Annotated in this window: 14 protein-coding genes and 1 tRNA gene; 9 read left to right on the plus strand and 6 right to left on the minus strand. The window is 36.7% G+C overall.

Translation table 11 applies throughout. The annotated features are described in order from the left end of the window. The first annotated feature begins 70 nt into the window (after window positions 1–70). The 4 genes from hchA (at window position 71) to F985_RS23525 (ending at window position 2,601) form a co-directional block, all read left to right on the plus strand. Entirely contained in the window at window positions 71–946 is an 876-nt protein-coding gene (gene hchA, locus F985_RS23510; protein ID WP_004705826.1) for a glyoxalase III HchA, read from the plus strand. A gap of 133 nt (window positions 947–1,079) precedes the next feature. After that, entirely contained in the window at window positions 1,080–1,589 is a 510-nt protein-coding gene (locus F985_RS23515) for a hypothetical protein (RefSeq protein WP_004705828.1), read from the plus strand. Window positions 1,590–1,917: 328 nt separating this feature from the next. Beyond that, the gene (locus F985_RS23520) at window positions 1,918–2,277 is read left to right on the plus strand and encodes a hypothetical protein (protein ID WP_004705829.1); all 360 of its coding nucleotides are present in this window, start codon (window positions 1,918–1,920) and stop codon (window positions 2,275–2,277) included. A gap of 33 nt (window positions 2,278–2,310) precedes the next feature. Continuing rightward, the gene (locus F985_RS23525; protein ID WP_004705830.1) at window positions 2,311–2,601 is read left to right on the plus strand and encodes a hypothetical protein; all 291 of its coding nucleotides are present in this window, start codon (window positions 2,311–2,313) and stop codon (window positions 2,599–2,601) included. A gap of 53 nt (window positions 2,602–2,654) precedes the next feature. Here the strand turns inward: F985_RS23525 and F985_RS23530 are convergent. Continuing rightward, window positions 2,655–2,727 (minus strand) — tRNA-Arg (locus tag F985_RS23530). A 315-nt stretch (window positions 2,728–3,042) separates the two neighbouring features. Between F985_RS23530 and F985_RS23535 the strand changes: the two genes are divergently transcribed. Then, window positions 3,043–3,297: a TIGR03643 family protein gene (locus F985_RS23535; RefSeq protein WP_004705831.1), complete on the plus strand. Its 255-nt coding sequence runs from the start codon at window positions 3,043–3,045 to the stop codon at window positions 3,295–3,297. Between the two features lie 84 nt (window positions 3,298–3,381). On the opposite strand, the gene F985_RS25520 is transcribed toward F985_RS23535, so the two are convergent. Together F985_RS25520 and F985_RS23540 are read right to left on the minus strand one after the other, a co-directional pair. Continuing rightward, a complete protein-coding gene (locus tag F985_RS25520; protein ID WP_308738285.1) occupies window positions 3,382–3,564 on the minus strand; it encodes a DUF2256 domain-containing protein in 183 nt (60 codons plus the stop codon). Further along, on the minus strand, window positions 3,527–5,050 hold the full coding sequence (locus tag F985_RS23540) for a cryptochrome/photolyase family protein (RefSeq protein ID WP_004705832.1): 1,524 nt from the start codon (window positions 5,048–5,050) through the stop codon (window positions 3,527–3,529). Before F985_RS23540 ends, F985_RS25520 begins: the two co-directional genes overlap by 38 nt. A 288-nt stretch (window positions 5,051–5,338) precedes the next feature. On the opposite strand from F985_RS23540, the gene nudC reads away from it, so the two are divergent. After that, window positions 5,339–6,118: an NAD(+) diphosphatase gene (nudC, locus tag F985_RS23545; RefSeq protein WP_004705834.1), complete on the plus strand. Its 780-nt coding sequence runs from the start codon at window positions 5,339–5,341 to the stop codon at window positions 6,116–6,118. Window positions 6,119–6,215: 97 nt separating this feature from the next. On the opposite strand, the gene F985_RS23550 is transcribed toward nudC, so the two are convergent. Beyond that, window positions 6,216–7,571, minus strand: coding sequence for an amino acid permease (locus F985_RS23550; RefSeq protein WP_004705835.1), 1,356 nt, complete (start codon window positions 7,569–7,571; stop codon window positions 6,216–6,218). A 379-nt stretch (window positions 7,572–7,950) separates the two neighbouring features. Between F985_RS23550 and prpF the strand changes: the two genes are divergently transcribed. The 3 genes from prpF (at window position 7,951) to F985_RS23565 (ending at window position 10,638) form a co-directional block, all read left to right on the plus strand. Then, window positions 7,951–9,138: a 2-methylaconitate cis-trans isomerase PrpF gene (gene prpF, locus F985_RS23555; RefSeq protein WP_004705836.1), complete on the plus strand. Its 1,188-nt coding sequence runs from the start codon at window positions 7,951–7,953 to the stop codon at window positions 9,136–9,138. A gap of 160 nt (window positions 9,139–9,298) precedes the next feature. Further along, window positions 9,299–10,210, plus strand: a complete 912-nt coding sequence (locus F985_RS23560; protein WP_000097114.1) for a polyprenyl synthetase family protein — start codon at window positions 9,299–9,301, stop codon at window positions 10,208–10,210. Window positions 10,211–10,269: 59 nt separating this feature from the next. Continuing rightward, window positions 10,270–10,638: an MmcQ/YjbR family DNA-binding protein gene (locus F985_RS23565; protein ID WP_004705837.1), complete on the plus strand. Its 369-nt coding sequence runs from the start codon at window positions 10,270–10,272 to the stop codon at window positions 10,636–10,638. A 69-nt stretch (window positions 10,639–10,707) separates the two neighbouring features. On the opposite strand, the gene F985_RS23570 is transcribed toward F985_RS23565, so the two are convergent. Together F985_RS23570 and F985_RS23575 are read right to left on the minus strand one after the other, a co-directional pair. Then, window positions 10,708–11,562, minus strand: coding sequence for an SPFH domain-containing protein (locus F985_RS23570; RefSeq protein ID WP_004705838.1), 855 nt, complete (start codon window positions 11,560–11,562; stop codon window positions 10,708–10,710). A 28-nt stretch (window positions 11,563–11,590) separates the two neighbouring features. Beyond that, window positions 11,591–12,052 (minus strand): NfeD family protein, encoded by a 462-nt coding sequence (locus F985_RS23575; protein WP_004705839.1) that lies wholly within the window; start codon window positions 12,050–12,052, stop codon window positions 11,591–11,593. Between the last annotated feature and the right edge of the window lie 43 nt (window positions 12,053–12,095).

Here is a 12,095-nt window from a genome sequence, read left to right on the forward strand (position 1 = left end):
TACATGTACTAAGAAATAATAACTGGCTTAAAGCTGTTATTTCGTTCTTCAATTCTAAAGGATGGTAACAATGAATACCCCAGCATCAAATGATAAAAATCCGACTCCAGATTTGGCAGAAGATAATGCATTCTTCCCATCACCATACTCACTGAGCCAATATACTTCTCCTAAAACAGATTACGACGGTACGACCTACCCAACGCCGTATACAGGTAATAAAAAGGTCTTAATGATTGCAACTGATGAGCGTTATATCCAGATGCAAAACGGTAAGTTCTTTTCTACCGGAAACCATCCAGTAGAAATGCTTTTGCCGATGTTTCATTTAGATAATGCTGGTTTTGAAATTGATGTTGCGACACTTTCCGGTAATCCAGCCAAACTTGAAATGTGGGCAATGCCAAAGCAAGAGCAGGTAGTATTAGATACTTTCCAGAAATATGCAGATAAATTAAAAAATCCGCTAAAACTTGGCGATATTTTAGAAAATGCAGTGGGGGAAAACTCTCCATATGCGGCTATATTTATTCCGGGTGGGCATGGTGTTTTAGCTAAGATTCCACATAGCTTGGATGTCAAAAAAGTTCTGAAATGGGCAGTTGAACAAGACAAATTTATAATTACTTTATGTCATGGTCCAGCTTCGCTGCTTGCTGCGGCAGTAGATGAACAACCTGAGAATTACATTTTTAAAGATTATCAAATTTGTGTATTCCCTGATTCCTTAGATAAGGGGGCAAATATTGATATCGGTTATATGCCGGGAGCTTTACCGTGGTTAGTCGGTGAGAACCTTGAAAAACTCGGTGTGAAGATTCTGAACACTGGCATTACAGGTCAATGTCATAGAGATCGTAAATTATTAACAGGCGATAGTCCGCTTGCTTCTAATAATTTAGGAAAACTTGCAGCTGAAACGTTGTTGGCTGAAGTGAAGGATTAAACATACTGGTTAAAAAAATAGGGCTTTTATTAAGTCCTATTTTTTTTATAATAAATAATGTATTAGGTGTAAATTTGAAAATGATAAATGATGCAAAATCAGCATAATAAGTAAGAAATAGGAGAATATTAAAATGATAAAAATGGAAGATATAAATCTACTTGAGCAAGGGTATAAGTTGGTATTTGATTTAAGATCATCTTCTTCAATCTTGATGGATAAAAATTATATCAAAAATATACAGAAAACTACGTTGGATAAGGGAACAACTATGGGGCTTAAGGGTGACAAAGGTTTATATGCAACAGCTGAATGGTGGGAAAATATCAAAAATGGCAATATAGAAACTTATTGTGTAAAAGGAGTAATAGTTGGGATTAATGAAGAAAATCCTTTTATAGAGGGGAATATAATGATTACAATTAAAGTAAATGGAACGAATAAAGAAATTTTTCAAGATATAGTTTTTACTAATGAAAGAGAAAAAATTATTAGTGAAGAGCTTTACAAAGCTGGAAATGAGATAGTATCCATTTATATTCTTGATAAATTAAAAGATGAAGATACTTGTAATTGGGTAGTAGAAGAGAAATTGGGCGTTTCTCCATTACTTAATAGAGTTTACATTAAGGATAAAGGTTAAAATTATTTAATATTAATGGGTTATAGAAGTTTAATATGGGTGAAGATGAAATTAATATTATAGCCTATAATTACGTGGGTTATATTATTTAAATGAGGATAAAATAGTTGTAAATAGTAAGAGCTGTTGAATCGAGTATTGTTCAGAACTCTGGGTCTATAGTTTATCATCTATAGACATCACTACAGTGTACTTGTGCCTTAGGGGTAAATATAATGTGACGGTTATGATATGGGAACTAAATAGTTCTAAATTTTTATATAAAAGATGTGAAATAAAAGTATTTTAAAATAAAGCTATCAGGTTTTATTTAGATAAAGGAAATAATATGAGAGCTTTTTTAGTATGTTTGATTGTTTTTCTTAGTGGTTGTAGAGCTGCAGAAATCAATAACGAGTATTATTTTCAGCAAGGTTTTAATGTATCAACTGTTGTGAATCTAGCTAATTATGTCTATATAATTAAAGAGTTACAAAAACAAAAAGATGTGGATATATATGTTCCTTTATTACTTATTGCACAAGATATGAGGAGAATCTCAGAAAAGGATTTAACTCTTTATGATAAAAATAATTTATGTCAAGTTAAATATTTTATAGATAATAGATATTTAAATGATCAAAGAAAGATTCAACAAGATCTCTTGGAAACTAAAAAATGGATTTTAAATCTAAGTTACTGTGATTAAATTTATATATGAAAATTTAAAAATTGGAACTATATGAGAAATTATATTCTAAATTTATCCGATGATTTTTCTGAGTATGCTTGGGAGATTGAGTCGAAAGGATGTTTTGCAGTAGATATTAAGATATTTGATAAAATATATACTTTCAATTTTTATGATCCAATCAGATTAAATCAAACAATAGAAGATGACTTAAATTCAAATCAATATTTTTTTTATGAAAATATGGTTGTATTGCCAAAAGTGAATTTAAGGAATATTGAAAATTTTATAGAAGATATAATTGATACTCCTTATCTATTATCTTTTTCTACAAAAAGATAAATGTTCATTATTATCTTATATATGGTCTTCAACTAGACTATTTATATTATATGTGCGCCCTGCGGGACTCGAACCCACGTCGGTCGCTTAGGAGGCAACTGCTCTATCCAGTTAAGCTAAGGGCGCATAATTTAATGATTATAAACGAAAAAGCTATTGCCAAGGCAATGGCTTTTTTTTCATGTTTTAGGTATTAAAAATTTTACCATAGTGGTTAATAAAAAGTTAAACCACTCAAAGGTTTTAGAACTGTTTATGTCTTATATAAAAAATAGAGTTTATAAAGCTAAAAAATCACAAAAAATTCATGTTTGCCTTTCTATGATCTGAAGCAAAACACGAAAACATTCAAGGCAAGCAATCGGGTAAGTGAAGCTATTTCAGAAAGGTTCTTTGTTAAAGAATCAGATTTGGTTACAGCATAATTTAAAAGGGCATAACATGAAAAAAATTGATGAACAGGACTTATCTAGAATTATTGAAATGGCATGGGAAGATCGAACCCCATTTGAAGCAATTGAGCGAGAGTATGGCTTGCGTGAAAGTGAAGTTATTCGTTTAATGAGATACAACTTAAAATCGAGCAGTTTTAAACTCTGGCGCAAGCGTATGGCAGGGCGTAAAACCAAGCATCAGCAATTACGTTCACCAGAAGTTGAAAGAGCTTACTGTTCTCGCCAGTATAAATATGCTTAAGAGCATCAAATATAATCAATTGAAAGACAACTGATTCAACATGAAGAGTAGTGTTGAATCAGTTAAAACAATCGCGTGAAATATTTACTTATTTGAGCGGGCTTGTCGTTTACATCTTTCAGAGCAATATTTTACTTCTTCCCAGCAACGTTCCCATTTCTTTCGCCAGTCAAAAGGGCGTTGACAATAGACACATATTTTCTGGGCTAGATGCTGTTTTTTCATGATCTTAAAGCTCATCAAGTTGATGAATAAGTAACTTTGCATGCTGCATAACAGAAGCTTTATCTTTCATACGATCAAGGTTTTTGTAGACCATCGCCATTCTGGGATTTTGACGAAATATGGCCTCATGCTGGCTCATAAAATACCAATACAAGCTGTTAAATGGACAACTGTCTGGTTCAGTTTTGGTTTTGACGTTATATGTACAGTGCTGACAATAATTTGACATTTTATGTATGTAATTACCTGATGCAGCATAGGGTTTACTTGCCATGGTGCCGCCATCTGCATACATGGCCATGCCTAATGTATTCGGTAACTCAACCCATTCATAAGCATCGACATAGACAGCTAAATACCATTCGCAAATTTCAGATGGATTTACACCTGCTAAAAGTGCAAAGTTGCCTGTAATCATTAAACGCTGAATATGGTGAGCATAGCCATGTTCAAAGGTATTTCTGAAACACTCGGCCATACATGCCATTTTTGTATCACCTGTCCAGTAATATTGTGGCAGCGGCGTGGTGGCATGAAGGGTATTTTGATCGCTATAGCCAGGCATAGACAACCAATAGATTCCACGCACATATTCCCGCCATCCTAAAATCTGACGAATAAATCCTTCTACTGCATTTAAGGGAGCCTGTCCGTTGTAATACGCTGTTTGGGCAGCGTCACATACCTCTTTTGGTAATAACAATCCACAATTTAAATAAGGCGAGAGCAGGCTATGAAACATAAAGTCTGAACCATAAACCATAGCATCTTGATAATCGCCAAAGTGGGGCAAGCTGTTAGAAATAAAATGGTCTAAAGCAAGTAAGGCATTTTGACGGGTTGTTGCCCATTGAAAGGAATCGATATTGCCGATATGTTGAGAAAATTCTTTCTTGACCAGTTGAATAACATCTATATCAATTTGATCATGCTCAAAGGTTAATTTTGGTGGCAAAGGTGGATTGCCTGACCACGCTTTTCGATTGGCTTGATCAAAGTTCCATTGCCCGCCTACGGGTTGTTGGTCATGCATTAAATAGTGAGTTTGCTTGCGCATTTCTCGGTAAAAGTATTCCATCCTTAGCGTTTTATATTTGTTTGCCCATTGCTTGAATTGTTCTACGGTACAAAAGAAACGATCATCTTCTAAACAAATAACAGGTAGTTTTAGTGAGTTAGACCATGAAGTATCGATTTCATGCTGTAAGCGATACTCACCACATTGGGTAACGACGAGAGCATTCGCGAAGAAGTGTTGCTGCTGCAAAGCAATAAAGTCGACTAACTTTTTTATATGACTTTCGCGCTTAAATGTGTGATAAAGGATTTTCCAGCCCTGTGCTTTTAATTCTTTTGCAAAGTGTCGCATTGCACTAAAAATCAGCGCTATTTTTTGTGGATGATGAGCAACATAAGATGTTTCCTCAAGTACTTCAGCCATCAAGATAACGTCTTCATTTGGGTTTAAATACTTGAGCGTTGCGAGTTGGTGATTTAATTGATCACCCAGAATTAAACCAAATCGCATATTTTTGCTTCATGAGATGGGACTAAAACTAGTCTAAATTTTTAGAGATCAATTTTATGTGAAGCAGTGCTTCTAAGTTCATCACTGGTCAGTTAGCTATAAAGTCATAGATATAACTTAAAAGCATAGCATGCGTGAATAAAATGTGATTTTAATCAAAAAGATACAAATTAAATAAATTGAAGATGTTTGCCAGTATGCGTAAGATTTTTGAAAAATATGTTTTAAGTCTGATCCTTTTGAAGGAGCTATAGAGGCCGTCGAAAGGTTCTTCACTCGAGTATATAAATGGATACCAACAACCTTCCTATTGCTTATATTTTTCAGCAGCAACAACTTTTGGTTGATGCGAATTTTAATTTGCCTTGCCTTCAACAGCAGGAACATGATTTACATATACAAGCAGACCCTCAAGTAATAGCAAGAGATTTCCAAGAAGGTGAACCTATACCAAATGGATATCAGTTCATACCTATCCGCCAACTCTTGCAGTATTGGACTAAATCGCAGTTTGAACAGGCGAGTCGTGCTTTTCAGTTACTAGAGTGGCGTCGTAATCATCAGTTTTGTAGTCGTTGCGGACATAAAACCCAGCAGCATAAGACTGAATATTCTATGACTTGTCCTGCATGTAATTTTAGTCAATATCCTAGAGTTAACCCTTGTGTGATTACTATTATTACACGTGGAGAGAACGAGATTTTGCTGGCTAAAAATGCCAGAAATACAACCCAGATGTACAGTTTAATCGCTGGCTTTGTCGAGGTAGGGGAAACACTAGAAGATGCTGTGCGACGTGAAACATTAGAAGAAGTTGGATTGCACATTAAGAATATTCAGTATTTGGCGAGTCAACCATGGCCATTTCCGAGTAACTTAATGTTGGCTTTTAAAGCTGAATATGAAGCGGGCGAAATTGAAATTCAGGAGAAAGAGCTCAGTGATGCACAATTTTTCAAACTTGATCAATTACCTGAAATTCCATTTAAAGGCAGTATTGCGCATGCAATGATTATGCATGTTATTCATGGTACACCTGTCGCTGATGATACGAAACAGTGGCTCTAAATAGACATTCAAATATGGTTTTAATCTTAGAGCCTTAAATAAAAAAGCCATTGTCGAGACAATGGCTTTTTTCATGTTTTAAGTACAAATGTTCAGATTATTGTTCTTTAGCATTGAGTACTTTAAACAAAATAAACATAAGAACAATCCAGATCGGAATCATCATTACAGACTCTTTAAAGCCTTGGCTCCACATAATGTAGAGTACAACAGCAATGAAACCTAAAACCAAATAGTTACTAAATGGTGCCCAAAGTGCAGGGAAGTGAGTTTTTTGACCGAGTTTTTTCATTGCTGATTTAAACTTAAGGTGAGTCATACTGATCATCGCCCAGTTCAACACCAATGCGCCAACTACAATGTACATTAAGTGGCTTAAAGCATCTTCAGGTACAAAATAATTTAACAGAACACAGCCAAAAATAAGTAATGCAGACAACAAAACTGCTGGTACAGGTACACCTTGTTTGTTTACTTTCTTGAAGATTTTTGGCGCATTACCTTGTTGAGCTAAACCGTAAAGCATACGGCTATTGGCAAACATCCCGCTGTTATAAACAGAGAGGGCAGCGGTTAAAATAATAAAGTTAAGTAAGTGTGCAGCCCAACCAATACCCATTTGACTAAAGATCATAACAAATGGACTTTTATCGAGACCGCCAAGATCTAATTGGTTCCATGGCACTAATGAAAGTAAAATTGCCAATGAACCGATATAGAAAATCAAGATACGGAAAACAACTTGGTTAATTGCTTTTGGAATGGTTTTTTTCGGATCTTTTGCTTCTGCCGCAGCCATACCAATCAGTTCAATACCACCAAAGGCGAACATCAAGAAAGCCAACATGTAGAACAGGCCACTAAAGCCATTTGGAAAGAATCCACCATGTGTCCAAAGGTTGCTAAATGAAATGCTTGAACCTACATCTGCTGTAAATAGCAAGTAAAGTCCAAAAATAATCATTGAGATAACCGCAACAACTTTAATAATAGCGAGCCAGAATTCGGACTCACCATAAAATTTGACGTTTGTTAGGTTAATTGCCGTAATCACGACAAAGAAAAATAAGACAGACGTCCACGCTGGAATATGAGGCCACCAATAATTAATATATTTGGCTACCGCAGTAAGTTCGCTCATCGCGACCAGAACGTAGAGTATCCAATAATTCCATCCAGCTAAAAATCCGGGAAATTTCCCCCAATATTTATAAGCAAAATGGCTGAACGATCCTGCAACAGGTTCTTCAACAATCATTTCTCCCAAATGACGCATAATCAAAAATGCGATTAAGCCGCCAATGGCATATCCTAAAATAATGGATGGTCCCGCAGATTGAATCACTTGCGCCGAGCCTAAAAATAATCCGGTACCAATTGCTCCACCCATAGCAATTAATTGGATATGTCGATTTTTTAGTCCTCGTTGCAGTGTAGAAGATTCGTTGGTCAAAGGTCTTCACTCACTATGAATAAGTAAATTATTCTAATAGATGGATTTATTTTAGCCTAGACTACAAATTAACAAGCGGTGACTGAAAAGTAACAATAAAAAATATTTAAAATCATTAACTTGCTTTTAATAATGCAAAAATGATTGGAAAATATTCTAAAAATATATTTTTTGATAGACTCTTTTTTTCATGATTTTGCTTAATTCGGTCATTGCGAGCATGAATCTAAATTCTCAAAATAAGTCTGCGTCAATACGATTGATGTATAAAAGCATAACGCTATCTCTAGATCACAAAACGATTTAAGATGAAGCGAATGACTAAACAAGTCTGTTTGTTTCGAGATATAAAAACACAATAGTAAGGATAACAGTTGATATGAGCTCAGTACCGCAAATTAAAATTCCAGCAACTTACATGCGTGGTGGAACCAGTAAAGGTGTATTTTTTAAAGTTGATGATTTGCCGGAAAGAGCTCAGGTGGCAGGTCAAGCAAGAGATCAACTCTTACTACGTGTCATTGGTAGTCCAGACCCTTATGGTAAACAAATTGATGGAATGGGTGGAGCGACTTCAAGTACAAGTAAAACTGTTATTTTGGCTAAAAGTACCCAGCCAGATCATGATGTCGACTATTTGTTTGGACAGGTTTCAATAGATCAGCCTTTTGTGGACTGGAGCGGTAACTGCGGTAATTTAACTGCTGCGGTTGGCTCATTTGCGATTTCAAATGGTTTGGTTGATGCAAATCGAATTCCTGAAAATGGTCTCTGTACTGTTCGAATTTGGCAAAAAAATATTCAAAAAACCATTATTGCGCATGTACCTATTAGCAATGGTCAAGTTCAAGAAACTGGTGACTTCGAACTGGATGGAGTGACTTTCCCTGCTGCTGAAGTTCAAATTGAGTTTCTAGACCCTGCCGATGATGGTGAAGAAGGCGGCGATATGTTCCCAACAGGAAATGTGGTCGACCAACTAGATGTACCTGAGATTGGCAGTTTTCAAGCAACATTTATTAATGCAGGTATTCCAACCATTTTCTTAAATGCAGAAGATTTGGGTTATCAAGGTACAGAGTTGCAAGATCATATTAATGGTGATGCAGCAGCATTGGCACGTTTTGAAAAAATTCGTGCATATGGGGCTGTACAAATGGGTTTAATTAAAGATATTTCAGAAGCAGCTGCGCGTCAGCACACACCAAAAATTGCTTTTGTTTCTAAACCGAAAAATTATACAGCTTCAAGCGGTAAAAACGTTTCAGAAAATGATGTCGACTTACTGGTTCGTGCTTTGTCGATGGGTAAACTTCACCATGCCATGATGGGAACAGCAGCAGTAGCAATTGGTACGGCTGCTGCCATTCCGGGTACATTGGTAAATTTAGCAGCTGGTGGTGGCGAGCGTGAAGCAGTGCGTTTTGGACATCCTTCTGGAACATTACGTGTTGGTGCTCAAGCTGAACTTGCAAATGGCCAATGGGTGGTAAAAAAAGCCATTATGAGTCGTAGTGCACGTGTCTTAATGGAAGGCTGGGTTCGAGTTCCGGGCGATAGTTTCTAAAAGTTATTTAAATGAAGGAGCCTCTCTACTATAGAGAGGCTCTTTTGCATGTGGCATCCATAACACATCACGCACTTTTTACAGCGAATCGTGTATGATGTAGTACACGAATGTTTCATAACATTTAATAAAATTTCTCTACTGATTTTACGAGGCGACTGTGTCATCACTCTCTCAAGTTAATGCGGATGTTTTAAAACAAGCTCAACAACGTATTCAACAAGATTTATTGACAACACTCGCTGCATTTTCAATTCCTGAACCTTTAAAAAGCGCAGTACACCATGCCGTTATGCTTGGTGGAAAACGTGTTCGTCCGGCTTTGTGTTACGCCACAGCTTCTTTACAAGATAATCCAAATTTTGCTGCGGCTCGCCGTGCTGCAGTTGCAGTTGAACTTATTCATTGTTACTCGCTAGCGCATGATGACTTGCCTTGTATGGACAATGACTTGCTTCGTCGTGGTCAGCCAACGTGTCATGTAGCATTTGGTGAAGATACCGCTTTACTTGCAGGCGATATTTTACAATCAATGGCTTTTGAGGTTTTAGGTAGCCGTTTATTTGATGAGCAAGGGCAGGGAACTGATGCTGCAATTGTATTAAAGCAAATTCAAATTTTAGCAACAGCCAGCTCTAAAATGGTTTGTGGACAGGTTTTAGACCTACAAGCTGAAGCTAAACAAATTTCTCAAGACGAACTAGAAAATATCCATCGTAATAAAACGGGAGCGCTTATTCAGGCTGCCATTATGATGGGTGCAGTGACAATTTTCTCTGGAACGGATCAAGCAATTCCGAAATTGCGCCAGTATGGACAAGCGATTGGACTGGCTTTTCAGGTGCAAGACGATATTTTGGACATTACCTCAAGCACTGAAACTTTAGGTAAAACTGCGGGTAAGGATGAACAAGTACAAAAGTCGACTTATCCTGCTTTAATGGGACTTGAGCAAGCACAGGTTTATGCAAAAGAGTTGCATGACCAAGCTTTTGAGGCTTTAGCGCATTTTGGTGAAAATGCAAAAGAGTTAGTTGAGATTTCACAATTCCTTTTAGCCCGTACCAACTAATATAAAATCAAATTAATAATCCTGCTTGTATTCATATTGAATGAATAAAGGAGATAAGAATGAATGGTGATCAGCTCCATCAAGTTGCAATAGAGATTGCGTGTAATCTTCCTTTTAGTGAGCAAAGCCAACCCTTTGGTCCAGAATGCGACGTCTTTAAAATTTTAGAAAAGGTGTTTTTGTTAGTAGGGGAAGGAACGGGCACAAAAATGATTACTGTTAAATGTGATCCATATAAAAGTCAGGAATATCAGGAGCTTTATCCTTTTATTATTCCGGGGTATCACATGAATAAAAAACACTGGATCTCTATTAATCCGCATAAAAACTTAACACGTGATTTACTTCAAGATTTGATTCGCGATTCTTATGACTTGGTTGTAAAAAAGCTCCCTTTGAAAGATCAGAAAAGATTAAACAACCAATAATACTCAATATAAAAACGGCGACTTGATGGTCGCCGTTTGTATTTCAATGACTTATTTGAAGCAATTAAATTAATTATGCTTTCCCATAATGCCACGAATTGTATTTAAAACATCGGCAGGTAACACAACAGTTTTGGCATTGCTTGATTTTGCCATCTCTTGCATTGCTTTAACGTACTGTTCACCTAACAGGTAAGCGACAGGTGTTTCTTTATCGCCCACTGCGCTTGTTACCATTTCAATCGCTTTTTGAGATGCTTCTGCTAAGACAACTTGTGCTTCTGCATCACGGCGGGATGCTTCTAAACGCCCATCAGCTTCTAAAATAGCAGCTTGTTTCTCACCGTCAGCTCTAGTCACTGTAGCACGACGTTGACGTTCAGCAGCAGCTTGCGCTTCCATGGCAGCTTGCATGGTTGAAGATGGCTGAATGTCTTGAATTTCTACGGTTTTTAAAGTGATACCCCAATCCGAAATATCATCAGAAATCGCAGCTTTGAGTTTAGCTTTAATATGATCTCGTGAAGACAGTGCATCATCTAGATCCATTTCACCAACAATAGAACGTAGTGAAGTCTGTACAAGGTTTTGAATGGCCCATGTATAGTTTTCAATGCCGTACACTGCTTTTTCGGGAGTAGTCAAATTGATATATGCTACTGCATTCATAAGTAATACAGCATTATCACGCGTAATCACTTCTTGAGATGGAATATCAAGCACAATATCTTTAGTGGTGACTTTATATGCCACTTCGTCAATATAAGGAATAACGAAGTTAAGCCCTGGATTAAGTGTAGAATGATATTTGCCTAAACGCTGAACAATCCATTTATAACCTTGAGGAACAATACGTACTCCTTTAAAAATGGTAACTGCTACAAAAGCCAAAAAGGCTAAAACAATAATGGTACCAACTGGCATGAAAATAACCTCTCTTTATCTTTAATGTTTATGAAGTACTGTGGGGCTGGACAATTAAGTCATTACCCGAAATATCAATGACTCGAACCCGATCACCGACTTTCACAGGGGTGGTGCTTCGACAGTTCCATTCATCGGCCCCTAAAATAGGCATAGGGAAACGAACAATAATTTGGTCATGAGCGAGTTCGGTTTGAATCACCATACCAATTTGCCCAATGGTGGCTTCACGAGGTAAACCCGCTTTAGTTTTATCAATCGACAATGGTTTAATAAATTTGAACCAAAGAATAGTGCACAGCACCGATAAAATAATCCACAATACAATTTGTGTTGTGAGGCTAATATCTGGAAATAGCCAATAGAGAAAGCAAACCATGATGGCTGCAATACCAAACCAGAGAGCGGCAAAAGCAGGGATAATCAGCTCAGAAAGAATAAGTAAGATACCCAATACAAACCAGTGCCAAGGTTCTACAACAAACTCCATAGATCTGCTCTTTTATATATCTTTATGATGGGTAAAAGTGATC

It is taken from the genome of Acinetobacter seifertii (assembly GCF_000368065.1).
In the GTDB taxonomy this organism is placed as follows: domain Bacteria; phylum Pseudomonadota; class Gammaproteobacteria; order Pseudomonadales; family Moraxellaceae; genus Acinetobacter; species Acinetobacter seifertii.